This is a genomic window from Kribbella capetownensis (assembly GCF_004331485.1).
GTDB lineage: Bacteria > Actinomycetota > Actinomycetes > Propionibacteriales > Kribbellaceae > Kribbella > Kribbella capetownensis.
In genome coordinates this window covers 88,014-111,505 of sequence record NZ_SJKD01000011.1, presented here as the reverse complement: position 1 = coordinate 111,505, position 23,492 = coordinate 88,014, and the positions used below count along the sequence as shown (strand labels likewise).

The window sequence follows — 23,492 nt, the reverse complement described above, 5'->3', positions numbered from 1 at the left end:
GTGCCCGGTCGTCAGGCCCCGGCGGCGTCGTTGCCGCGGACCTGAGACACACTGGGTAGCAACAGCAAGCTGACATAATAGCGGAAGAGCTATCGACCAGTGAGGCGAACTCCCAGATGCCGGAAGTGACCATCAGGTACTTCGCCGCCGCGCGCAGCGCCGCCGGCGAGTCCTCCGCGACGGCCGACGCCGACTCGATCCGCGACCTGATCGGCACCGTCTCCACGAACCGGCCCGAGCTGGCCCGGGTGCTCGGCATCTGCACGTTCCTGCTGGACGGCCGGCGGGCCGATCCCGGCACGCCGCTGCACGCGGGTGCCCAGGTCGATGCTCTGCCTCCGTTCGCGGGCGGCTGAGACTTTTACCTTCTGGGGAAGATGCTGCTACCTTGCGTACTCGGTTCTTTTCGGAAGGTGACCGATGGCGCACGTTGCTCCGACATCGCATCGCCGTGCGACCCGAGCGTCGCATCGTGGGCATCGCAGTGACGACGGGCCGATCCAGATCACGACCTGGCTCGGGCTGACGTTCGCGTTCGTCCTTGGCCTGGTGCTGACCGGGCGGTCGCACGTCGGCGTACACGCGGCCGGGATCACGCTGCTGGTCATGCTGGTGCCGCTGACGATCGCCGTGTTCGGCACCGCGTTCAAGCGCGGCTTCGGCTCAGGGAAGGCGGCGTTGACCACCGCCGCCTCCCTGGCCTTCGTGCTGGTGAAGTTCTTCTTCTGACGTCAGGAACCGATCGAGATCCGGTCCGTCGCCACCGGCGTGTACGGGTCGTGCGCGGTCAGGTAGTTCGCGAACGCGTCGATGTCGAGGCCGCCGAAGAACTTGCTCGTCGCGGTCGTGAAGGCCGGGAAGCCGTCACCGCCGTCGGACAGGAAGTTGTTCGTGACGATCCGGTACGTCGTCGCGTCCACCAGCGGCTGACCGGCGATCATGATCGATCCGCCCACCACCTTCGAGCCCGCCGCGGCGGCCGGGTTCCAGGTGTAGGTGATGCCGGCGACCTGGAGCACCTTGAACTTGGCCGGCTCCGGACCGTTGACCCCGGAGAACTGCTGCTCCAGCAGGGCCTTGATCTGGGTGCCCGTCATGTCCATCGACACCAGGAAGTTGTTGAACGGCTGCACGGTGAACGCCTGCCCGAAGGTGACCTGACCGCCGGTCGATGCCAGGTCGGCCCGGATGCCGCCCGGGTTCATGAACGCCACCACCGACGTCTTCCCGTCCGTCACCACCGACGGATCGGCCAGTTGCGCGTCCGCGATCAGGTTGCCGAGCGGTGACTCGAGCGAGTCGTCGGGAGTGCGCACCACCGACGGGGTGGTGAGGTGGCCGATCACCTTGTTCGCGATCGGGTCGACCAGCGTCTTGTACTTCGCGATCAGCTCGCTGGTCTTGCGGTCCTGCGGCACGTCCTGGGTGACGATCTGGTTGTTCGCCATCGTGTTCAGCCGGTCGACGTCACCGGTCTTGTTGTCGATGCTCAGCCGGACATCGGTCACCAGCCGCCCGAACGACGAGGCGCTGGTGACGAGCCGCGGCTGCTTGGCGCTGTCCATCAGCGTGCAGTTGTACGCCTGGTGGGTGTGGCCGGAGATGATCGCGTCGATCTCCGGGTCGAGCCCGGCGTTGATGTCGACGATCGGTCCGGAGATGCCCGGGCAGCTGTTGTAGGCGCGCGGGTCGGCCGGGAAGCCACCCTCGTGCAGCAGCACGACGATCGACTCCACGCCCTTCTTCTTCAGCGCCGGGACCAGCGCGTTCGCGGTCTCGACCTCGTCCTTGAAGGTCAGGCCCTCGATCGCGGACCTGGTGACGATGTTCGGCGTGTTCTCCAGCGTCATACCGATGAACCCGACCTTGCGGCCGTCCTTGAAGCTCTTGATCGTGTACGGCGCGAACAGCGTCTTCTGGGTGTTCTCGAAGAACACGTTCGCCGACAGGTACTTGAACTTGGCGCCCTTGAACGGGTGCTTGGCGTCCGGGCAGGAGTTCTGGTTGTTCTGTCCGTCGCCGTCCGGCAGGCAGCCGCCGGTCTGCATCCGGAGCAGCTCGTGCCAGCCCTCGTCGAACTCGTGGTTGCCGACCGAGGCGGCCTCCAGGCCCATCCCGTTCAGAGCCTCGATCGTGGGCTCGTCGTGGAACGCGGCCGACAGCAGCGGCGAGGCGCCGATCAGGTCACCAGCCGCGACCGTGACCGAATCCTGGCCCTTGGCCTCCGCGGCCGCCCGCAGCTGCTTCAGGTGCGTGGCGAGGTAGGCCGCCCCACCGGCCGGCGTGCCGTTGATGTTGCCGCTCGAGCCTGTCGCCGGCTCCAGGTTGCCGTGGAAGTCGTTGACGGCGAGCAGCTGGATCTGGGTGTGCGTCGGCTTGGGCTTCGCCGGCGCCGCCTGGGTCACGGTTCCCCCCGTGGCCAAGCCGAGCGCAGCGACCGCCCCGGCGGCGACCAGCCCGAGGGCCCATCGCTTCCTCGGCCACGTCTTGTCTCGTCCTGTCAAGGCCATGTCTTCTCCGTCGTCGTTGCGATCACCTTTGATGCGCGGTGCCGCGAAATTACCCGACTCGCCCGGCCGCTGAAAGGACTCGAGCATGAACTCGTCCGGACCTTTTACGGTATTCGGGTGACTCTCGAAGCCGTACCCTCACCGTTGCCCTCGGCCACTGCCGCCGCCGTCACAGAGCTCGCCCACGCGGCGGCACAGAGCGACGGAGTCAACCCGTTGTCGGAGCGCACGCTGCTCCATCTCGACGGCGAGCACTCCGGCGACGTCCACGTCCTCGCGTACGAGGGCGAACCCGGCACCATCGAGGTCTCCGGCCTGCAGAGCGCCCGGAACCTGATCGGGTACGGCGCCCTGGCCCCCGACGGCTCCGCCGAACTGGTCGTCACCCCATCGGCACGACGGCAAGGCACGGGTACGGCGCTGCTCCGGATGCTGCTCGACCACGGTGGCGACCGGATCCGGGTCTGGGCCCACGGACGGCTGCCCGGCTCCGACGAGCTCGCCACACGGCTGGGTCTGGAGGTCACCCGGGAGCTCTACTTCCTCCGGCGTACCCGGGCGGCACTGCCCGACCCGGTGTGGGCCGACGGCATCGACGTACGGACGTTTGTGGAGGGGCAGGACGACGCGGCCTGGCTGCAGGTGAACGCGCGGGCGTTCGCGGACCACCCGGAGCAGGGCAGCTGGACGGCGGAGGATCTGGCCGAGCGGCTGCAGCAGCCGTGGTTCGATGCCGCTGGGTTCTTCCTGGCCGTGGATGCCAAGAGCGGCGATCTGGCCGGCTTCCACTGGACGAAGGTGGAGGACGGGGTCGGAGAGGTCTACGTGGTCGGGGTCTCCCCCGACCACCAGGGCGGCGGGCTGGGCAAGGCGCTGACGCTCCAGGGCCTCCACTATCTCCAGGAGGACCGCGGCCTCGATGCGGTCGTCCTGTACGTCGACGGCACGAACACCGCGGCCCGTCGTCTCTACACATCCCTCGGCTTCACGACAGCCGCGCTGGACGTCCAGTACGCACCCTCCGCCACCCTGTGAATGACGTCACAGCGAAGTCGCCGGCTCACATCGCGTCATAAACCGCGGCCGGACACGTCACACCATCAACCAGGAGCCGTCCGTGCCTCTTACCCCCCAGCCGGGCGGCTCCTGGCCCCCAACCATCGATCAGCGGAGCACGGCCCTGAGGTGATCGGTGAGGTGAGCGCGTGCCTCCTGGACCGCGCCGGGGACGGCGAGGAGATTCATGAAGCCGTGGGTCAGCCCTCTGTGGCAGATGTGGGTGACCTCGACGCCGGCTGACTTCAGGGCATCGGCGTACTCGTTGCCGTCATCGCGGAGGGGATCGAAGCCGCCGGTGGCGATGTAGGTGGGGGCCAGACCGGTGAGGTCGGGAGCCAGGATGGGCGAGACCAGCGGGTCCGGCCTGACCCCGGGGTCAGGGGTGTAGTGGTCCCGGTACCAGATGATGTCGTGCTCGGTGATGATGAAGCCGTCCGGGAACAGGTCCCGGCTGGGGCGACGGTGGACGAGGTCGAGCCCCGGATAGAGGAGGACCTGGAGCGCCGGACGTGGGAGGTCGCGGCTGACGCACTGCTGGGCGACCACGGCGGCCAGGTTGCCGCCGGCACTGTCGCCGCCGACAGCGACCAGGGCCGGATCGACTCCGAGGTCCTCGGCGTGGTCGACCGCCCAGGTGAAGGCCGCGATGGCGTCCTCGGCGGCCGTGGGCGCCGGCGCCTCCGGGGCGAGGCGGTAGTCCACCGAGAGGATCCGGATACCGGCCTCGTCGGCCAGCGCCCGGCACAGACAGTCGTGGGTGTCGAGATCGCCGACGACCCAGCCGCCGCCGTGGAGGAACACGAGCAGCCCACGGCCGGCGTCCTTGGGCACATACAGGCGGGCGCCGAGCTGGCCATCGGCACCGCGGACGGTGAGCTCGGTCACACGGTGTAGTTCCCGCGGGTTGCCGGCGACCAGTTTGCACGCCGTACGCAGATGCGCACGGGCCGTGGCCACGTCCGATTTCGTTGTGCTTGGCAACAAACCGTCGGCGCGCAGGAGCAGCTGCACCTCGGGGTCGAGGGTGTTGCCGTCGATCTGGATCGGTGCACCGGCCAGCCGCCTCCGGACGGCCGTCGGCAGCGCGTACAGCGGCTTGACCGCGTTCGCCTGTACGGCGGACACCGCGGAGCCGAGCAGCGAGTCCAGTCGTGGGTTCACAAGGCGAGACGCTAGCAACAGCGGCCGGTCCAGGGCGGTACCGGCTGGGATTCGGACATGCCCGTGGCTACCTCCCGTTCACCAAAGGGTGGGATGCTGGACAACGTGGCAGGAGACTTGCTGGCGTCCCACAACCGGGAGTACGACGTCGAGCCGCCGTACGACATCACGGCGGCCGGCGACCTCCCGGAAGACCGTTTTTCCGATCGCGAGTTGAGCTGGCTCGCGTTCAACCAGCGCGTTCTCGAGCTGGCCGAGAACGACCGGATCCCGCTGCTCGAGCGGGCCAAGTTCCTGGCCATCTTCGCCAACAACCTGGACGAGTTCTACATGGTCCGGATCGCCGGTCTGAAGCGTCGCATCGCGGCGGGTGTCGCGGTGAAGGCGGCCAGTGGCCTGCTCCCGCGCGAGGTGCTCGACCGCAGCCTGGCCCGCAGCCGAGAGCTGATGGACCGGCACGCGGAGACCTGGCGGAAGGCGGTCCAGCCGGCGCTGACCGAGCAGGGCATCGACATCCTGCGCTGGGAGGAGCTCGCGCAAAGTGAGCGCGAGGAGATGACCCAGTTCTTCCGGGAGCGCATCTTCCCGGTGCTGACACCGCTGGCGGTCGACCCGTCGCACCCGTTCCCCTACATCTCCGGCCTGTCGCTGAACCTGGCGGTCGTGGTCCGCAACCCCGACACCGGCGGCGACCACTTCGCCCGGGTCAAGGTGCCGCCGCTGCTGCCGCGGTTCGTGCAGGTCGCCGAGGGCCGGTTCGTCCCGCTCGAGGATGTCATCGCGACCCACCTGGGACAGCTGTTCCCCGGCATGGAGGTCACCCAGCACCACACCTTCCGGGTCACCCGCAACGAGGACCTGGAGGTCGAGGAGGACGACGCCGAGAACCTGCTGGCCGCGCTCGAGAAGGAGCTGCTGCGCCGCCGGTTCGGTCCGCCGGTCCGGCTCGAGGTGGAGGAGTCGATCGACCCGCAGGTGAAGGCGCTGCTGCTGTCGGAGCTTGGCGTCACCGCTGCGGAGGTGTTCGAGCTGCCCGGCCCGCTGGACCTGCGTGGCCTGTTCAACATCGCCGGGCTGGACCGGGCCGAGCTGAAGTACCCCGGTTTCGTGCCCTCCACCCACCCGCACCTGGCGGAGGTGGAGACGGCCAACCCGGCGGACATGTTCGTCGCCCTGAAGCAGCGCGACGTACTGGTGCACCACCCGTACGACTCGTTCTCGACCAGCGTGCAGCGGTTCATCGAGCAGGCCGCCGCGGATCCGCATGTGCTGGCGATCAAGCAAACGCTCTACCGGACGTCGGGTGACTCCCCGATCGTGGACGCGCTGATCGACGCGGCCGAGGCGGGCAAGCAGGTGCTGGTGCTGGTGGAGATCCAGGCCCGCTTCGACGAGCAGGCGAACATCAAGTGGGCCCGTCAGCTCGAGCACGCCGGCTGCCATGTGGTGTACGGCGTGATCGGCCTCAAGACCCACTGCAAGCTGTCGATGGTGGTGCGTGACGAGCCGGACGGCCTGCGCCGCTACGTCCACATCGGCACGGGCAACTACCACCCCAAGACCGCCAGGCTGTACGAGGACCTCGGCCTGCTCACGAGCGACCGCGTGGTCACCGAGGACATCGCCCACCTGTTCAACCACCTGTCCGGCTTCGGCCGCAGCTCGGGCTACCGGCGGATCCTGGTCGCACCCCAGTCGGTGCGGCGGGGCCTGATGGAGCGGATCGAGCGCGAGGTGCAGCACCACCTGGCCGGCCGGCCCGCGAAGGTCCGGATCAAGGTGAACAGCCTGGTCGACGAGGCCCTCTGCGACGCGCTGTACCGGGCGTCGCAGGCCGGCGTACCGATCGAGCTGTGGATCCGCGGCATCTGCACGCTCCGGCCCGGTATCCCCGGCCTGTCCGAGAACATCCAGGTGCGCAGCATCCTGGGCCGGTTCCTCGAGCACAGCCGGGTGTTCTACTTCGAGAACGGCGGTGAACCTGAGGTGTGGATCGGTTCGGCCGACCTGATGCATCGCAACCTGGACCGCCGGGTCGAGGTGCTGGTGCAACTGAAGCAGCAGGACCACATCGCCGAGCTCGACGAGCTCTTCGACCTCGCGCTCGACGAGGACACCCAGTCGTGGTGGCTGCAGGCCGACGACACCTGGCAGGCGAAACTGACCGGACCGGACGGAGAGCCGCTGCGCGACTTGCAGGAAAGACTCATCGCCACGCGTGGCCGACGCAGAACCGCTGACCCGATTACCTAGGCTGACATCATGAGCAACCCGGCGACGGTCATCGCCGCGGGTGGTGTCGTGTGGCGCGAGCGCCGCGACACCCGGCAGGTGCTGCTGGTGCACCGTCCCCGGTACGACGACTGGTCCCTGCCCAAGGGGAAACTGAATCAGCACGAGCATGTCCTGCGTGCGGCCGCCCGCGAGGTCGAGGAGGAGACGGGACTCCGGGTCGTGCTCGGCCCACCGGTCGGCGTGCAGCGCTACACGGTCCGCAAGAACGGCGGGACCGCGCCGAAGCTGGTGCACTACTGGTCCGCCACACCGGTCGACGACGGCGACTTCCGCCCCAACGACGAGGTGGACGAGGTCGCCTGGCTGCCGGTGGACAAGGCCCGCACCAAGCTCAGCTACCCGCGCGACGTGGACATCCTGGACAACCTCGACCGGGTGATCCCGGTCGTCGCCACCCTCGTCCTGGTCCGCCACGCCGAGGCGGTGAAGCGCAAGGACTGGGACGGCAAAGACACCAACAGACCGCTCAACGACACCGGTACGGCGGTTGCCGAGCGGCTGACCGACGTACTGGCCGCCCTGGGAGTGGACCGGGTGATCAGCAGCGATGCGGAGCGGTGCGCCGCGACCCTCACGCCGTACGCCGCTTCGATCGGACGGCACATGCACCTGTGGCCGGAGATCTCCGAGCGTGGGTACGACGCCGATCCGGACGGGATCCGTGGACTGGCGGACCGGGCCTGGAAACAGGGCAAGGTGACGGCCGTCTGCTCGCACCGGCCGGTGCTCCCGGCGCTGGCCCGCGAGCTGGGGCTGAGGGTGGGCAAGTTCTCCCCCGGCGCCTTCGTGGTGGCGCACCAACTGGCCGACGGGCAGCTGGTGCACGAGCGCTTCAGCGCCCCCTGACCGTGATCGTTGACACACCCCGGGCACGGCTCGGTGACGATCCAGGCACAGCGGCTGGGGCATCGGGGTGACACTGGTAGTGCCGGGTATGTTCCTACCGAGGAACCGGCGCCCCACCGGGTGCCGGTCTGAGGAGAGGTTCGGGGCGCACCATGACGATGATGCGAGAACTGACACTGATCGGGATCCGGATGGAATCGCCCAACCGGGCCCCGGTGATGATGCTGCGCGAGACCGAGGGCTACCGCTACCTGCCGATCTCGATCGGCTCGGTCGAGGCGACCGCGATCGCCTACGAGGAGCAGGGCCTGCGCCCGTCGCGTCCGCTCACCCACGACCTGATGCGCGACCTGATCGAGGCCTTCGGCGTGCAGATCGAGGCGGTCGAGATCGTCGAGTTGCGCGACGCGGTCTTCTACGCCGAACTTGTCCTCGGCAACGGTGCCCGGGTCTCCGCGCGGCCGAGCGACTCGGTCGCCCTCGCGGTCCGGCTCGGTACGCCGATCCGTTGTACCGAACAGGTGCTCCGCGAAGCCGGCGTGGCGACGCCGGAGGAGGAGCAGGCCGAGCTCGAACGCTTCCGCCAGTTCCTCGACGGCGTGGCCCCGGAGGATTTCTCCAGCTGAACCAGACGCCGGTTGTTCACCTGCGGCGGTGTGCCCAGCGTCACCGAAATGTGGGCCAACGAGCGTTTGGTTCTACGCAGAGTCACGGCTCTTAACGCAGTTCACCTGCTGGCCGCCTGGCGGCACGCCAACCGTCGCACACGCTATTGGAATCGTTCACCGGTCGTTCACCGGCGACGGACCGGTCGGTCACCTGGTCTCCCTACCGTCTGTGGAAGTTCAGAAGTCTGATTCCCGCAGAAGGGCAACACTCTCGTGTCCGTCAATCGTCTGCTCCGCGTCGGCTCCGTCGCCGTGGCATCCCTCGGTGTGCTCGCTCTGAGCGCCTGTGGCAGTGACCCGGAGCCGTCCGGCTCCTCGAACCCGAGCAGCTCGGATTCCTCGGCCGCCGCCGACTGCCCGCAGGGCACCCTGAACGCCGAGGGTTCCTCGGCGCAGAAGAACGCCATCGACGAGGTCATCAGCAAGTACAACGAGAAGTGCGCCGACGTCACGGTGAACTACAACCCGACCGGTTCCGGTGCGGGCATCAAGCAGTTCAACGCGTCGCAGGTCGACTTCGCCGGCTCCGACTCGGCCCTCAAGCCCGAGGAGATGACCGCGGCCACGAAGCGCTGCGCGAACAACGCGGCCGTCGACCTGCCGATGGTCATCGGCCCGGTCGCGATCGCCTACAACGTCGAGGGCCTGGACAAGCTGGTCCTGGACGGCCCGACCGCCGCCAAGATCTTCCAGGGCACCATCAAGACCTGGAACGACCCGGCGATCGCCAAGCTGAACTCGGGCGCCACTCTGCCGTCGGCTCCGATCTCGGTGTTCTTCCGCTCCGACGAGTCCGGCACCACCGAGAACTTCTCCAAGTACCTGGCCGCCTCCGGCGCCGGTGCCTGGACCGGTGAGCCGGCCAAGAAGTGGACCGGCACGGGTGCCGGCAAGGAGAAGTCCGCGGGTGTGGCCGAGGGCGTGAAGAGCACCAAGAACTCGATCACCTACGTCGAGTGGTCGTACGCCGTCGACAACAAGCTCGGCATCGCCCAGATCGACAACGGCTCGGGCACCCCGATCGAGCTGACGGCCGAGTCCGCCGGCAAGGCGCTGGCCGCCGCGAAGCCGGCCGGTACCGGCTCGGACCTGGCGCTGAAGCTGGACTACGCGACCAAGGAGGCGGGCGCCTACCCGATCATCCTGGTCACCTACGAGATCGCCTGCACCAAGGGTCTGCCGGCCGAGAAGACCGCGCTGGTGAAGAGCTTCCTGACCTACTTCTCGAGCAAGGACGGCCAGGCGTCGCTGACCGACCTGAACTACGCGCCGCTGCCGGAGGAGATCCGGACCAAGGTCGACGCGGCCATCCAGTCGATCAGCTGAGTCAGTCGATCAGCTGACGACGAAGCAGCACTGATGCGAGCCCCGGCCGGTCCGAGTCATCGGAAGCGGCCGGGGCTTCGCCTCGTCGGACCCGGGAGCGGGACCGGCGTGATTCTCAGTCCGGACCCGACCCCACGACCAAGGCGCTTGGAGCACCATCGATGAGTAGTCCAGACGGTACGGAACCGCCCGGCCGGCCGGCGGAACCCGCCGCCGTGGCGGCAACCGGCGACCAGGCGGGACCGAAGCTCGATCTCGGCCCGGTCGGCCACCTCGGCGACCGGCTGTTCAGCAGCCTGGCGCACGGCTCCGGCGCCCTGGTGATCGCGATCGTCTCGTTCGTCGGCATCTTCTTGCTGGCGCTGGCGATCCCGGCACTGGCCGACGACCAGAGCAGCTTCCTCTTCTCCCGGATCTGGGAGCCCGGCGGCGACCAGCCCCGGTTCGGCATCGCGGCGATGTTCTACACCACCGTGATCAGCTCGATCATCGCGATGATCATCGCGGTCCCGATCGCGGTCGGGGTCGCGCTGTTCGTCACGTACTACGCGCCGAAGCGGCTGGCCACGCCGGTCGCGCACGCGGTCGACCTGCTCGCCGCGGTCCCGTCGATCATCTACGGCCTGTGGGGCATCCTGTTCTTCGCACCGATCCTGCGGCCGGTGATCAACGGTCTGGCCGCCGCGCTCGGCTGGCTGCCGCTGTTCGAGAAGCCGCCGGGCGACAACGTCGGCGTGGTGTTCACCGCATCCGTCGTACTGGCCATCATGATCCTGCCGGTCGTCACCGCGATCAGCCGGGAGATCTTCACCCAGACCCCGGTCGCGCATCGCGAGGGCGCACTCGCCCTCGGGGCGACGAAGTGGGAGATGATCCGGATGGCTGTGCTGCCGTACGGCCGGTCCGGCGTGGTGAGTGCCTCGATGCTCGGCCTGGGCCGGGCGCTCGGTGAGACCGTCGCGGTGCTGATCATTCTGTCGGTGCCGAACGCCAACGACCCGTGGAACTCGTCGATCTTCGCCGGTGGCGAGACCTTCGCGTCGAAGATCGCCAACAACGCCGCCGAGTTCGACTCGCCGGAGAAGACCGGCGCCTACATCGCGGCCGGCCTGGTGCTGTTCGTGGTGACGTTCCTGGTCAACTCCGCGGCCCGGCTCATCGTCGCCCGCAGCGGACCGGGCGGGAAGCGGACACGACGCAACCGCAGCGCCGGCGGAGCCGCCGCGAAGGAAGGAGCCGTAGCGTGACCACGCTTGCAGCCAACAAACCGGCGTACGACGGGCAGGCGCTGGACCTGACCGGGAAATCGGGCGCGCGGGCCTTCAAGAACACGCTCGCCACCGTGCTGATCACGCTCGCCTTCGTGCTCGCGATGATCCCGCTGATCTGGATTCTGTGGACCGTCGTCAGCAAGGGCTACCACCTGCTGTTCGACGCCGGCTGGTGGAGCGAGTCGCAGCGCGGGATCACCGTCCGGCGCGAGGGCGGCGGCGCCTACCACGCGATCATGGGCACCCTGATCATGGGCCTGATCACGGCCGTGATCGCGGTCCCGATCGCCATCCTCGGCGCGATCTACCTGGTCGAGTACGGCAAGGGCACCCGGCTGGCCCGGGCGGTCAGCTTCATGATCGACATCCTCACCGGTGTCCCGTCGATCGTCGCCGCGCTGTTCATCTACGCGGTCTGGATCACGATCTTCGGCTTCAACCGGGTCGGGTTCGCGGTGTCGCTGTCGCTGGTACTGCTGATGCTGCCCGTCGTCCTGCGCTCGACCGAGGAGATGCTGAAACTCGTCCCGGACGAGTTACGGGAAGCGTCGTACGCACTCGGCGTACCGAAGTGGAAGACGATCCTCAAGGTGGTCGTGCCGACCGCGTTCGGCGGCATCATCACCGGCGTGATGCTCGGCCTGGCCCGGGTGATGGGTGAGACCGCGCCGCTGCTGATCCTGGTCGGCTACTCCAAGAACATCAACCTGAATCCGTTCGACGGGTTCATGGGCGCGCTGCCGACGATGATCAACCAGGACCGGACCGAACTGGCGCTGCAGCCGGCCGCGGACCGGGTCTGGGCGGCGGCACTCACCCTGATCCTCCTTGTCCTGGCACTCAATCTGCTGGCCCGGTTCGTTGCCCGGTTCAGCGCCGTCAAGTCGAAATAGTCACGAGAGGTTCTGAGTCGATATGGCCAAGCGCATCGAGGTCAGTGGCCTCAACGTCTACTACGGCGACTTCAAGGCCGTCGAGGACGTGTCGATGACGATCGAGCCCCGCTCGGTCACCGCGTTCATCGGTCCGTCCGGGTGCGGCAAGTCCACCTATCTGCGGACCCTGAACCGGATGCACGAGGTGATCCCCGGCGCCCGGGTCGAGGGCAAGGTGCTGCTGGACCAGCAGGACCTGTACGGCTCCGGCATCGACCCGGTCGCCGTCCGCCGGGTGGTCGGCATGGTGTTCCAGCGGCCGAACCCGTTCCCGACGATGTCGATCTTCGACAACGTCGCGTCCGGGCTGAAGCTGAACGGCGTCAAGGACCGCAAGCGGCTCACCGAGACGGTGGAGAAGTCCTTGCACGGCGCGAACCTGTGGAACGAGGTCAAGGACCGCCTGGACAAGCCGGGCGCGGGTCTGTCCGGTGGTCAGCAGCAGCGGCTGTGCATCGCCCGGGCGATCGCGGTCGAGCCCGAGGTGATCTTGATGGACGAGCCGTGCTCGGCGCTGGACCCGATCTCCACGCTGGCGATCGAGGACCTGATCGAGCAGCTGAAGGACCGGTTCACCGTGGTCATCGTCACGCACAACATGCAGCAGGCGGCCCGGGTCTCGGACCAGACCGCGTTCTTCAACCTGGCCGCGACCGGCAAGCCCGGCCGGCTGATCGAGATGGGCGCGACCAAGCAGATCTTCTCCAACCCGACCGAGAAGGCCACCGAGGACTACATCACCGGCCGCTTCGGCTGACCCGTTCCACCCAACGGCACGGCCGCCGCTCTCGCGGCGGCCGTTCGCCGTTTCACAGGCAGACGGTCCGCGCGTAGTTCACGCGAGCAAGCACATCGGCAGCCTGGTGCGCGGAGCTCACCCGGACGTGGGTGGTGTGCGTGCGGCCGCCACTCTGAACGCTGACCTGCACGAACCCGGTCGTCGTACGCTCCTTGCACAACAGGAACAACAAGCCGAGCAGGCAGGCCAACGCGAAGACGATGGCCAACGCGATCGCCCAGCCCGGGATCCGCTCCTCCGTCCGCGACATGTCCATCGCCCACCAGTTCGCCCCACGCGTAGGCAACACCCCCGCCGGGCTGACGATCCGGAACTGCTCCACGGAGATGTCGCCGATGGTCACGAGGACCGGTCCGCCGGGCAGCCGCTGCGAGGACTGCTGATGCGGGACAGGCACTGGGAATGGCATCGGGCTCTCGGTCACCCACTCAGCGTAGGGGGCTGGGGAGCGGCGCGGGGGCGTGACCAGGAACCTGTGGAAAAGATAGCCTGCGAGAATTCCTAGACGTCTCAGAAGGGACTGCGGTGAGTACTCCGACGCCTCCCCCCGGCGATGATCAGAACGACCAGAACAGGCCGCAGGACACTCCCGACGAGAGCGGGAACGACCAGCCGAGCCAGTACGGCGAGCAGCAGCAGGATCCCTACGGCCAGCAGCCCGGCCAGTACGGTCAACAGCCTGGGCAGTACGGGCAGCAGCAGCCAGGGCAGTACGGCCAGCCTGGGCAGTACGGGCAGCCGGGGCAGCAGGGCTATGGGCAGCAGCCGGGATACGGCCAGCAGCAGCCAGGGCAGTACGGCCAGCAGCCCGGCCAGTACGGTCAACAGCAGCCCGGGCAGTACGGGCAGCAGCAGCCAGGGCAGTACGGCCAGCAGCCTGGACAGTACGGTCAGCAGCCCGGTCAGCCGGGTCAGTACGGCCAGTACCCGGGCGGGGCCTACGGGTACGGCGCTCCGGCCGCACCACAGAACAACACCCCGCAGGTGCTGTCGATCATCGGCATCGTCTGCTGGTTCTGCTGCGGTATCGCCTCGGTCGTCCTCGGTCTGGTTGCCCAGGGCAAGTTCCGTGAGCAGGGCAAGCCGGACACGCTGGCGAAGGTCGCCTGGATCGGCGGCATCGTCTCGATCGTGCTCTCGACGATCTACACCATCACGCAGTACAGCTGACGGCTCGTCGCGGGCGGCGGCGGTGGTCCGCCCGCGACGCCCTCTCAGTTCAGGTTGCGGGCGACGCCGTACACGATCAGGATCACGGCCAGCGCCTTGGTCAGCCAGCCGACTGTGCGCGGGCCGATCGTCAGCCGGGGCAGACGGATCAGCCGCAGCGATTCGAGCGCCCAAGCCAGCATTTGGTAGCCGATGGCAACACCGATGAGCGGGCCGATCACCAGCACCACCGGGTTGAAGTGCCAGGCCGCGTCCAGATCCCCACGCAGCAAGGCGGCTGCCATCCGGGTCGAGCCGCAGAACGGGCAGTTCAGACCCGTGGTCGCGTGCAGGATGCAGGGAATGCCGATCCGCTGGCCGGACAACTGGTACACGGCCGCGAGGGCGAATCCGCCCACTCCGACGGCCGCCGCGCCGAGCACTCGGCGGTCCAGCGGGCGGACCGGACCGGTCGGCCGGAGTACGACGCTCAGCGAAAGACTCACCGGACAACGGTAACTCTCATCGCGTGGGATCCGTAGCCGGAGCTGAGCCGTCAGACCGTTAGCCTGCAACTCACTCCTCATCTGTATTCACTAGAAGGGATCGTCGTGAGCAATCCGACGCCACCGCCGGGTTACGGCCCGCAGGACCCCCAGCAGCCGGGTCAGTACGGCCAGCCAGGCCAGTACGGGCAGCCCGGGCAGCAGCCGGGCCAGTACGGGCAGCAGCAGCCCAGCTATGGCGGCCAGCAGCCGGGCTACGGGCAACAGCCTGGGCAGTACGGTCAGCAGCCTGGCCAGTATGGGCAGCAGCCTCAGCAGTACGGGCAGCAGCCGGGTTACCCGCAGTACGGCGGTCAGCCGGGCTACCCGCAGCAGTACGGTCAGCCGGGCGGGTACGGCGTACCCAGCAACCTGGCGGCCTGGCCGAACCGGGTCGGCGGCTGGCTGATCGACGTACTGATCATCGGTGTGCCGTACGGCATCGGCGTGGCGCTTGCGAGCGGCAACAACTCGGGCATGGCCATCCTGGCGCTGCTGTTCTACCTGGTCGGCATCGGCCTGGGGATCTGGAACATCGTGTTCCGGCAGGGCACCACCGGGCAGACGCTCGGCAAGTCGGCGCTGGGCCTCAAGCTGGTGGACGGGATCTCCGGCCAGCCGGTCGGTCCGGGCAAAGCGTTCCTGCGCCAGCTCACCCACATCCTGGACGGCGCCGCCTGCTACATCGGCTACCTGTGGCCGCTGTGGGACGAGAAGCGGCAGACGTTCGCGGACAAGATCAACAACACCTACGTCATCAAGCTCTGACGTTTCAGGCTTCATCCGGACGCCGTGGCCTGTTCAGGCCGCGGCGTTCGGCGTTCCCCGCGCCAGCCAATACGATGCCGCAGTGAGTACACCGATGCCACCGCCGTACGGGCAGGACGGCCGGCCCTACCAGGGTGGTCACCAGCAGCAGGGCTACGGCCCGTACGGTCAGCAGCCGTACGGCCAGCCGCCGCCCTACGGGTACGGGCAGATGTCGCCGCCGTACGGGCAACCGCAGTACGGCTACGGCTACGGACCTCAGGTGCCGTTGGCCGACTGGGGCCCGCGGGCCGGCGCCTTCCTGATCGACTCCCTGATCAGTTCGGTGCCGATCCTGATCGGGTACGGCGTGCTCATCGCGAACATCGCGACCCGCGAGAACAACACCTATCCCGATGACGACCCGCAGGCCTCCGCGATCATCGTCTTCCTGCTCGGGATCGTCGCGAGCATCGGCCTGACCCTGTGGAACCGGGTCTTCCGCCAGGGCCGGACCGGACAGAGCGTCGGCAAGAGCGCGCTGCACCTGCGGCTGGTCGACTCCGCGTACTTCCAGCCGGTCGGCGCCGGCAAGGCGTTCCTGCGCGAGTTCCTCAGCGGGGTCTTCAACAACGCCTGCTTCCTGAACCTGCTGTGGCCACTGTGGGACGACCAGAAGCAGACCTGGCACGACAAGGTCATGTCGACGTACGTCCTCAAGGACTGAGGGTCAGCGCGACAGCAGGAAGCCGGCGCAGGTCACCGCCCACAGCACACTGGTGAAGGTGCCGATGATGAACCGCTCGGCGACCGCCTGCGGCGTGACCGAAGCCGGCTGGTCGGGACTGCGCAGCTCCGGATAGCGAGCCAGACCCTTGATGGCCAGCACGACCGCCAGTCCCTCCGGCCAGCCGGCTACCAGTGCCGCGTAGATGGCCAGGCGCTCGAGCGAACCGATCAGAGCGCCGCCGCGGAGCACCTCACCGGCCTTCTGCGTCGACTGCGCTCTCGTGTTGCCCCGGTCGACGAGAGCCAGCACAGAGGTCGTCAGCGGGCCGCCACCGGTCACTGCGAGCCCGCCGGCCAGCAGGAGCAGCACGTTCCACCAGCGCTCGCGCCAACCCTCGACTCCGTCGCCGGCCAGCAGCAGGACGCCGACGGTGATCAGGCAGGCCAGCATCACGCCGCTGAGCACGATCTCCAGCGTCGACCCGGCCTTGGGGACCCACGCCAGAACCGCGAGGATCAGGCCGGCGGCGGTGAACGACAGGATGAGCGCCGTCACGCGGTGGCCCCAGCGTCGAGTAGCTCGGACGCCAGCACTCGTCCACGTTGTTCCTCGGCGAATCCAGCTGCCTGGGCTCGCTGCGTCACCGCGGACTGACTGATGCCGAGCTTCACACCGATCTCGCGCCGGGTCAGCCCTTCGGCCAGCAGGTCGGCGACAGCCCATCCACGTTCGCTCCGACGCCGCAGCACCGACGCCATCAGCCACAGCACCGTCTCGACCTGCTCGGCGCAGTGCGCGTCGGAGCCGACCACGTTGACGTGGTGCGGGCTCGACTTGGCCCGGTTCACCGCCTCCCGCGCGAACACGAACGCGTCCCCGCTGCCGGCCCGCGTACTGCGAGGCAACGGTTGCGCGACCTCACCGACCCCGAGCCCGACGTACCAGATGTCGGCGCGCAGCAACTCGACGATCACCTCGATCGTGGCGCGCGCCTCCGACAGAACGCCCTGCACCTCGTCGCCGGCCGTCCGCTCGAACTTGCGGAGCAAACCGGTCCGCCGCGGCCGGCGGTTCAGGATGTTCAGTAGCTCGGGTACGAGATCGGTCATGCTTCGGCTGCCGCGCTGATCTACGGTGAGAACGAAGACCACTGTGCTGCACCTCCTTCCCGACGCTGTTAAGGCTACAGTCTTATTCACGTAGAGTGAAGGAAAAAACCTGAATCGGTTCACCCGATCACTCCCCGTGATCGTCCGGCGAGAGCGCCGATCCCCTAATTCTCCGCTGGATCCGGGGGTCGAGGCATCTCGACTCGCCCCCCGGATCTCACCGAGAGTCAGCGTGAAACAGGACGCTCACTCCGCCAGCGGCAGGTACAGCTTCTTGTCGTGGGCCTTGAAGGTCTCCGACATCTCGGCGAAGCCGGCCTCGATCGCCTCGGTGGACGTCAGGCCGTGTTCCTCGGCGTACGCGCGGATGTCGGCGGTGATCCGCATCGAGCAGAACTTCGGGCCGCACATCGAGCAGAAGTGCGCGGTCTTGGCCGGCTCGGCCGGAAGGGTCTGGTCGTGGAAGGACCGCGCGGTGTCAGGATCCAGCGAGAGGTTGAACTGATCCTCCCAGCGGAACTCGAACCTTGCCTTCGACAACGTGTCGTCCCAGGCCTGCGCACCCGGGTGTCCCTTGGCCAGATCCGCCGCGTGGGCAGCGATCTTGTACGTGATCACGCCGGTCTTCACGTCGTCGCGATCGGGCAGGCCGAGGTGCTCCTTCGGCGTGACGTAGCAGAGCATCGCCGTACCCAGCCAGCCGATCTGGGCCGCGCCGATCGCGCTGGTGATGTGGTCGTACGCCGGTGCCACATCAGTTGCCAACGGCCCCAAGGTGTAGAACGGCGCCTCGCCGCACAGCTCCTCCTCGAGCCGGACGTTCTCGGCGATCTTGTCCATCGGCACGTGACCCGGACCCTCGATCATCACCTGCACGTCGTGCTCCCAGGCGACCTTGGTGAGCTCACCCAGGGTCCGCAGCTCGGCGAACTGCGCCGCGTCGTTGGCGTCCGCGATGCATCCGGGCCGCAGACCGTCGCCGAGTGAGAACGTCACGTCGTACTCACGCAGGATCTCGCACAGTTCGCCGAAATGCGTGTACAGGAAGGACTCCTGGTGATGCGCGAGGCACCAGGCGGCCATGATCGACCCGCCGCGCGAGACGATCCCGGTGATCCGCCGCGCCGTCAGCGGGACGTATCGCAACAGCACGCCCGCGTGCACGGTCATGTAGTCGACGCCCTGCTCGCACTGCTCGATCACCGTGTCGCGGTACACCTCCCACGACAGTTCGGCCGGATCGCCCTTCACCTTCTCCAGCGCCTGGTACAGCGGCACGGTCCCGATCGGCACCGGCGAGTTGCGCAGGATCCACTCCCGCGTCTCGTGGATGTTCTTGCCGGTGGACAGGTCCATCACCGTGTCCGCGCCCCACCGGGTGGCCCAGACCAGCTTCTCCACTTCCTCCTCGACCGAGGAGGTCACCGCCGAGTTGCCGATGTTCGCGTTCACCTTCACCAGGAACTTCTTCCCGATGACCATCGGCTCGCTCTCCGGGTGCCGCCGGTTCGCCGGGATCACGGCCCGGCCGCGCGCGACCTCGGACCGGACGAACTCCGGGTCCATGCCCTCCCGCAGGGCGACGTACCTCATCTCCTCGGTGATCGTCCCGGCTCGCGCGTGCGCCAACTGGGTCAGCGGAGCACGCCCGGCGATCCAGTCCCGCCGCAGTGCGGGCAGACCGGCCTGTACGTCGATCCGCGCCGACGCGTCCGTGTACGGACCGGACGTGTCGTACAGGTCGAAGTGTTCGCCGTTCGTGAGGTGGACGCGGCGGGCCGGGACCTCCAACTCGCCGCGATAGATCTTCTCCGAGCCCGAGATCGGGCCGGTGGTGACAGTGGGTCGAATCGTGCTGACAGTCACTGTGCTGCTCCCTACGCCGGAATTACCCGGACAGGTTCGGCGGTCGGCGGCGCCGGTCTCCCAGCCGCCCTCTCAGCCCGCTACGGTGCGAGCTCCCGCGATCTCCAATTGTCACCGTCACTCTAACCTGACGTCTTGACCGGGCCGGTAGCGTCGGGGGATGCGAGACCTCGTGTACCCGCCCGTGATCGGCTTCGCGAAGACCGCGTTCAAGGTGCTGGACCTGAAGATCCGGCTGACCGGGACCGAGAACGTTCCACGGACCGGCGGCGCGGTGATCGCGCTGAACCACATCAGCTACGTCGACTTCATCCTGGGCGGATTCGGTGCGGTGCCGAGCAAGCGGCTGGTCCGCTTCATGGCCAAGGACGTGCTGTTCCGCAATCGGTACTCCGGTCCGCTGATGCGCGGCATGCACCACATCCCGGTGGACCGGTCGGCGGGTACGGCGTCGTACCGGGAGGCGATCCGCTACCTGAGCGACGGCGAGATCGTCGGGGTGTTCCCCGAGGCGACGATCAGCCGGTCGTTCGAGCTGAAGGAGTTCAAGTCCGGCACGGTCCGGATGGCCGCCGAGGCCGGCGTACCGGTGATCCCGCTGATCCTGTGGGGGACGCAGCGGATGCTGACGAAGGATCATCCGCGCGATTTCTCCCGGCACCGCGCGATCGCGATCACCGTCGGCGAACCGACCACGGTCGGCACCGACGACGACCCGGCCGAGGCGACCGCACACCTGCGGACGACGATGGCCGGGATGCTCGATCGGACCATCCGCGACTACCCGGAACAGCCGGCCGGCGCCTGGTGGCTGCCCGCGTCGTACGGCGGCGGTGCGCCGACCCCTGAGGAGGCGGAACGCCTGGACCAGGAGGAGCTCGCCCGGCGGGCGGCCCGCCGCAAGTAAGCACACCGTCAGTAACGCGGACAAGACCTTGACCCCCGGGTGACCGCGAGGGTACGAAAGGCTCTTGTTGACAGTGCAGGAAACCTGGGGGGTCCCTGTGACGCCGGCCGGTCGGCGGCGGTACTCGGGTAGGCGGGGTAGGTTGTGTTCGATTCACCGGAAGAGCTGCATCTCTTCGAACCGGGGATGCTGGCGGTGGCGCCGCATGTGGCAGAGCACATCCCGGACGCCGGCGTCTACTTCGTCGACTGGGCCATCCACGACCTGCCGGCCGACCGCGCCCGCGAGGTCGAGTCCGCGGTGAACGGCAGGCGCTGCCAGAACGGCTGGTTCCCGCTGGAGAGCCTGGACAGCATCGGCAGCCGCGGGTACTGGCGCGGTCCGCTCACCTACCTGGCCCGGATGACGGCCGACGACACGACGATCCTGCAGGAGTGGTCGACCAACGGGCTCACCGGCGACGACCAGAGCCGGATCGAGGCGACCGTGAACCACCTGCTCTACCAGCAGGGTCACGCGGCCGCGGCGACCTGGGCCGTCGCGGTCCGCCCGAAGACCTACCTGGACGCAGAGCTGCTCGGCGACCGGCTGGCCGCCGCCTGGGAGTACAACCTCGGCTCGATCCGCTCCAAGGACGTGGCCAGGTCGGTACGGCGCTGGAACCGCTGACGTCAGTGGAACTGCGGAATGATCAGGTACAGCCCGTAGAACACGGCCGCCAGGCAGGCCGCGAAGCAGAGCCCGGCCACTGACGTGTCGACGATCGACGGCAGCTTCTTCTCGGCGATCGCCACCGCCCTCCGCGCCATCGCTGCCACTCCGAGCGCGAACACGACAGCCACCCCGACCCCGAAGATCAGGCTGACCAGGGCCACCTCACCGAGAGCACTCCAGTCGACGTGCATCGCCGTACTCCTCTCAGGCCGCCGCGGCCGTGGTGGCCGGGTACTCGTTGACGTTGTCCGACGTCACCGGGCGGCGGCGGGACGCGAGGTAGATGCCGCCACCGGCCACGATGGCCAGGAGGGCGATGATGACGACGCCGAGGTTGCCGGAGCAGACCTGGGTGGTGGACAGCGGGAAGCCCAGGTGGGCCGAGATCAGCAAGGTCGCGGTCGAGCTGGTCTCCGCGGAGAAGCCCTGCGGCGACTCGATCTCGGTCAGGCCCTCGCCCATCGTCCGGATGATCCGCCAGCCACCCAGGTAGGTGCCGGCGGCGATGGCCAGACCGGCCGAAAGGATCACCCACACCGGCGGCCCGCTAGGTGATCTTGTAGGCCAGGAACGTGCCAGCAGGGCCACGACGCCGGCCACGATCGGTGCGGCCACGGCAGGGACGATGACCTTCTGCACCACCGTGCCGAAGTGCACCGCGCTGCTGCCGGCCGCGATCCAGGTGGCGCCGCCGCCGAAGATGACCGGGACGGTGATCTTGGTGTCGTCGACGAGTCCGCTGGAGATGGTCTTGGCCACCTCGGTGGAGATGAAGGCGCCGACCAGGTTCAGCACTGCCGAGATGGCCACCGCGATCTTGGGTCTGAGCGCGCCGGTGGCGATGGACGTCGGCATCGCGTTGGCGGTGTCGTGGAATCCGTTGGTGAAGTCGAACACCAGTGCGGTGATGATCACCACGACGACGAGGAACGAGAGGTCCATGCGATCACTTGGGGGCGGACGATCAGCAGCGACGATCGACCGTAGGCCGGGTGAGTGAACGTGGAATGAACCCAGCCTGGGAACTGAGAGGGCGTCTGAGAACTCTGCGCCTACTGCGGGGTACTAGGCGCAGGGTTCTCAGACGCCTCTTACTCCAAGATCAGGTGAGCCAGTCCGTAGCAGGCCGCGGCGACCAGGCCGGCGGCCGGGATGGTCACGATCCAGGCCACAACGATGCCTCTGGCAACGCCCCAGCGGACGGCGGACAGCCGCTTGGTCGCGCCGGCGCCCATCACCGCGGAGGTGATCGTGTGGGTGGTGGAGACCGGCGCGTGCAGGCCGATCGCCATCACGTACAGCACGGTCGCGGCGACCGCCTCGGAGGCGAAGCCCCGGGCCGGGTCCAGGTGGATGATCCGGCGGCCCAGGGTGCGCATGATCCGCCAGCCGCCGGAGTACGTCCCGAGCGAGATCGCGGTCGCGGCGGAGAGCTTGACCCACAGCGGGATCCCGTCGCTCTCGTTGACGTGACCGGTGGTCAGCAGGGCGAGGAAGATGACGCCCATCGTCTTCTGCGCGTCCTGCAGACCGTGGCCGAGCGCCACGGCCGCCGCCGACAGCGACTGCGCCAGCCGGAAGCCGCGGGTGACCTTGCCCGGATTGCTGCGCCGGAACAGCCAGAGGATCGCGAGCATCAGCACGAAGGCGCCGAGGAAGCCGACCGCCGGCGACAGCACCATCGGGATGACGACCTTGTCGAGAATCCCGGACCACAGCACCACGCTGCCCGAGGCGATCCCGGCGCCGACCAGACCACCGATGAGCGCGTGCGAGGAGGAACTGGGCAGGCCGAGGCGCCAGGTGATCAGGTTCCAGGTGATCGCGCCGATCAGCGCCGCGATCACGACGACCAGGCCGTGCTGCCCGCTCGGTGCGCTGATGATGCCCTCGCCGATGGTCTCGGCCACCTCGGTGCCGAGGAACGCCCCGAGGAAGTTCATCACCGCCGCCATGGCGAGCGCGACGCGCGGGGTCAGCGCCCGGGTCGAGACCGAGGTCGCGATCGCGTTCGCCGCGTCGTGGAAGCCGTTGGTGTAGTCGAAGACCAGCGCGATGACGACGACCGCGATGACGAGCGTGAACTCCACGCTCAGCTCTCCTTGACGGCGATCTGCTCGACGGTGTTGGCCACGTGTTCGAAGGCGTCGATCCCGGCCTCCAGCAGGTCCACCACGGTCTTGAACTTCATCACGGTCAGCGCGTCGTACTCGCCGCTGAACAGCTTGGCGATGATCCGGCGGTGCACCGCGTCACCGGTGTTCTCCAGCCGGTTGATCTCGATCCAGTACTCGGCCAGGTCCTTCATCGTGCGCAGCCGGGGCATCGTCTCGGCGGTCAGCTGCGCCATCCGCTGGAGCACCTCGATCTGCTCGGCGACCTCCTCCGGCAATTTCTCCAGGTTGAACAGGTGGACCGAGTCGACGGCCTCCTCCATGAAATCCATCACGTCGTCGAGATCGGAGGCCAGCCGGTAGATGTCCTCGCGGTCGAACGGGGTGACGAAGGTCGAGTTGACCCGGCGGATGATCGAGTGGGTGGTCTCGTCGGCCGCGTGCTCGGCGTCCTTCATCTGGGCGGCGATCTGGTGGCTCGACGACAGCCCGGTTCCGGCGGTGCTGCCGAGCAATTCGGCCAGGATCCGGGATCCGTCCACGAGGTGGTTGGCGGATTCGGTGAAAAGGTCGTAGAACGTCGGGTCGTTCGGACGCAGACGTAACGGCACTTCAAGCTCCGGATGAACGAGGGACAAACCGTGAACATGCTAGGGGGAACTTGCGGTTGACGGCGCATCCGCCCGGTCAAGGTAGCGCGTCGGAATGAACTGCCCCAAGGGGACCTGACCGGAGAGTAAC

The 23,492-nt window shown here is 68.0% G+C and carries 25 protein-coding genes and 1 pseudogene; 15 read left to right on the top strand and 11 right to left on the bottom strand.

Features of this window, described 5'->3' with window-relative positions:
- The first annotated feature begins 116 nt into the window (after positions 1 to 116).
- Entirely contained in the window at positions 117 to 356 is a 240-nt protein-coding gene (locus E0H75_RS37035) for a MoaD/ThiS family protein (RefSeq protein WP_131518384.1), read from the top strand.
- 64 nt (positions 357 to 420) lie between these two features.
- On the top strand, positions 421 to 729 hold the full coding sequence (locus E0H75_RS37030; protein WP_131518383.1) for a hypothetical protein: 309 nt from the start codon (positions 421 to 423) through the stop codon (positions 727 to 729).
- 2 nt (positions 730 to 731) lie between these two features.
- Here the strand turns inward: E0H75_RS37030 and E0H75_RS37025 are convergent, their stop codons facing one another.
- Positions 732 to 2,510: a bifunctional metallophosphatase/5'-nucleotidase gene (locus E0H75_RS37025; protein ID WP_131518382.1), complete on the bottom strand. Its 1,779-nt coding sequence runs from the start codon at positions 2,508 to 2,510 to the stop codon at positions 732 to 734.
- Between the two features lie 117 nt (positions 2,511 to 2,627).
- Here E0H75_RS37025 and mshD point away from each other — a divergent pair, with 117 nt between their 5' ends.
- Positions 2,628 to 3,545 (top strand): mycothiol synthase, encoded by a 918-nt coding sequence (gene mshD / locus E0H75_RS37020; RefSeq protein ID WP_131518381.1) that lies wholly within the window; start codon positions 2,628 to 2,630, stop codon positions 3,543 to 3,545.
- 129 nt (positions 3,546 to 3,674) lie between these two features.
- On the opposite strand, the gene E0H75_RS37015 is transcribed toward mshD, so the two are convergent.
- Positions 3,675 to 4,730 carry an alpha/beta hydrolase gene (locus tag E0H75_RS37015; RefSeq protein WP_238163501.1) on the bottom strand — a complete coding sequence of 352 codons (1,056 nt, stop codon included), beginning with the start codon at positions 4,728 to 4,730 and terminating at the stop codon, positions 3,675 to 3,677.
- Positions 4,731 to 4,823: 93 nt separating this feature from the next.
- Here E0H75_RS37015 and E0H75_RS37010 point away from each other — a divergent pair, with 93 nt between their 5' ends.
- From E0H75_RS37010 to pstB, 7 genes are all read left to right on the top strand, one after another.
- Positions 4,824 to 6,983 carry an RNA degradosome polyphosphate kinase gene (locus tag E0H75_RS37010; RefSeq protein ID WP_131518380.1) on the top strand — a complete coding sequence of 720 codons (2,160 nt, stop codon included), beginning with the start codon at positions 4,824 to 4,826 and terminating at the stop codon, positions 6,981 to 6,983.
- A 9-nt stretch (positions 6,984 to 6,992) separates the two neighbouring features.
- On the top strand, positions 6,993 to 7,871 hold the full coding sequence (locus E0H75_RS37005) for an NUDIX hydrolase (protein WP_131518379.1): 879 nt from the start codon (positions 6,993 to 6,995) through the stop codon (positions 7,869 to 7,871).
- 152 nt (positions 7,872 to 8,023) lie between these two features.
- Positions 8,024 to 8,497 (top strand): bifunctional nuclease family protein, encoded by a 474-nt coding sequence (locus E0H75_RS37000; protein ID WP_131518378.1) that lies wholly within the window; start codon positions 8,024 to 8,026, stop codon positions 8,495 to 8,497.
- 255 nt (positions 8,498 to 8,752) lie between these two features.
- Complete coding sequence (pstS, locus tag E0H75_RS36995) at positions 8,753 to 9,865, top strand: phosphate ABC transporter substrate-binding protein PstS (protein WP_131518377.1); 1,113 nt, start codon at positions 8,753 to 8,755, stop codon at positions 9,863 to 9,865.
- 161 nt (positions 9,866 to 10,026) lie between these two features.
- On the top strand, positions 10,027 to 11,112 hold the full coding sequence (gene pstC, locus E0H75_RS36990) for a phosphate ABC transporter permease subunit PstC (protein WP_131518376.1): 1,086 nt from the start codon (positions 10,027 to 10,029) through the stop codon (positions 11,110 to 11,112).
- Complete coding sequence (gene pstA, locus E0H75_RS36985) at positions 11,109 to 12,029, top strand: phosphate ABC transporter permease PstA (RefSeq protein ID WP_131518375.1); 921 nt, start codon at positions 11,109 to 11,111, stop codon at positions 12,027 to 12,029. Before pstC ends, pstA begins: the two co-directional genes overlap by 4 nt.
- 22 nt (positions 12,030 to 12,051) lie before the next feature.
- Positions 12,052 to 12,828 (top strand): phosphate ABC transporter ATP-binding protein PstB, encoded by a 777-nt coding sequence (pstB, locus tag E0H75_RS36980; protein WP_131518374.1) that lies wholly within the window; start codon positions 12,052 to 12,054, stop codon positions 12,826 to 12,828.
- Positions 12,829 to 12,880: 52 nt separating this feature from the next.
- Here pstB and E0H75_RS36975 read toward each other — a convergent pair whose 3' ends face one another.
- Positions 12,881 to 13,294: a hypothetical protein gene (locus tag E0H75_RS36975; protein WP_131518373.1), complete on the bottom strand. Its 414-nt coding sequence runs from the start codon at positions 13,292 to 13,294 to the stop codon at positions 12,881 to 12,883.
- A 101-nt stretch (positions 13,295 to 13,395) separates the two neighbouring features.
- Here E0H75_RS36975 and E0H75_RS43785 point away from each other — a divergent pair, with 101 nt between their 5' ends.
- Entirely contained in the window at positions 13,396 to 14,040 is a 645-nt protein-coding gene (locus tag E0H75_RS43785) for a DUF4190 domain-containing protein (RefSeq protein WP_202873366.1), read from the top strand.
- A gap of 44 nt (positions 14,041 to 14,084) precedes the next feature.
- Here E0H75_RS43785 and E0H75_RS36965 read toward each other — a convergent pair whose 3' ends face one another.
- On the bottom strand, positions 14,085 to 14,525 hold the full coding sequence (locus E0H75_RS36965) for a DUF2752 domain-containing protein (RefSeq protein ID WP_238163500.1): 441 nt from the start codon (positions 14,523 to 14,525) through the stop codon (positions 14,085 to 14,087).
- Positions 14,526 to 14,630: 105 nt separating this feature from the next.
- Here E0H75_RS36965 and E0H75_RS36960 point away from each other — a divergent pair, with 105 nt between their 5' ends.
- Together E0H75_RS36960 and E0H75_RS36955 are read left to right on the top strand one after the other, a co-directional pair.
- Entirely contained in the window at positions 14,631 to 15,332 is a 702-nt protein-coding gene (locus tag E0H75_RS36960) for an RDD family protein (protein ID WP_131518371.1), read from the top strand.
- 82 nt (positions 15,333 to 15,414) lie between these two features.
- Entirely contained in the window at positions 15,415 to 16,038 is a 624-nt protein-coding gene (locus tag E0H75_RS36955; protein ID WP_131518370.1) for an RDD family protein, read from the top strand.
- Between the two features lie 3 nt (positions 16,039 to 16,041).
- Here the strand turns inward: E0H75_RS36955 and E0H75_RS36950 are convergent, their stop codons facing one another.
- From E0H75_RS36950 to thiC, 3 genes are all read right to left on the bottom strand, one after another.
- Positions 16,042 to 16,596: a hypothetical protein gene (locus tag E0H75_RS36950; protein WP_131518369.1), complete on the bottom strand. Its 555-nt coding sequence runs from the start codon at positions 16,594 to 16,596 to the stop codon at positions 16,042 to 16,044.
- Entirely contained in the window at positions 16,593 to 17,150 is a 558-nt protein-coding gene (locus E0H75_RS36945; protein WP_165554308.1) for a transposase, read from the bottom strand. The genes E0H75_RS36950 and E0H75_RS36945 overlap by 4 nt, the downstream gene beginning before the upstream one ends.
- 246 nt (positions 17,151 to 17,396) lie before the next feature.
- The gene (gene thiC, locus E0H75_RS36940; protein WP_131518367.1) at positions 17,397 to 19,016 is read right to left on the bottom strand and encodes a phosphomethylpyrimidine synthase ThiC; all 1,620 of its coding nucleotides are present in this window, start codon (positions 19,014 to 19,016) and stop codon (positions 17,397 to 17,399) included.
- 160 nt (positions 19,017 to 19,176) lie between these two features.
- Between thiC and E0H75_RS36935 the strand changes: the two genes are divergently transcribed.
- Positions 19,177 to 19,923 (top strand): lysophospholipid acyltransferase family protein, encoded by a 747-nt coding sequence (locus tag E0H75_RS36935; protein ID WP_131518366.1) that lies wholly within the window; start codon positions 19,177 to 19,179, stop codon positions 19,921 to 19,923.
- A 144-nt stretch (positions 19,924 to 20,067) separates the two neighbouring features.
- Positions 20,068 to 20,592 (top strand): hypothetical protein, encoded by a 525-nt coding sequence (locus tag E0H75_RS36930; RefSeq protein ID WP_131518365.1) that lies wholly within the window; start codon positions 20,068 to 20,070, stop codon positions 20,590 to 20,592.
- 2 nt (positions 20,593 to 20,594) lie between these two features.
- On the opposite strand, the gene E0H75_RS36925 is transcribed toward E0H75_RS36930, so the two are convergent.
- The 4 genes and pseudogenes from E0H75_RS36925 to E0H75_RS36910 form a co-directional block, all read right to left on the bottom strand.
- Positions 20,595 to 20,828, bottom strand: coding sequence for a hypothetical protein (locus E0H75_RS36925; RefSeq protein WP_131518364.1), 234 nt, complete (start codon positions 20,826 to 20,828; stop codon positions 20,595 to 20,597).
- A gap of 139 nt (positions 20,829 to 20,967) precedes the next feature.
- A pseudogene (locus E0H75_RS36920) lies at positions 20,968 to 21,579 on the bottom strand (inorganic phosphate transporter); the annotation flags it as partial.
- A 149-nt stretch (positions 21,580 to 21,728) separates the two neighbouring features.
- Positions 21,729 to 22,727 carry an inorganic phosphate transporter gene (locus tag E0H75_RS36915; RefSeq protein ID WP_131518362.1) on the bottom strand — a complete coding sequence of 333 codons (999 nt, stop codon included), beginning with the start codon at positions 22,725 to 22,727 and terminating at the stop codon, positions 21,729 to 21,731.
- A gap of 2 nt (positions 22,728 to 22,729) precedes the next feature.
- Positions 22,730 to 23,362: a DUF47 domain-containing protein gene (locus E0H75_RS36910; protein WP_131518361.1), complete on the bottom strand. Its 633-nt coding sequence runs from the start codon at positions 23,360 to 23,362 to the stop codon at positions 22,730 to 22,732.
- Positions 23,363 to 23,492: the final 130 nt, after the last annotated feature.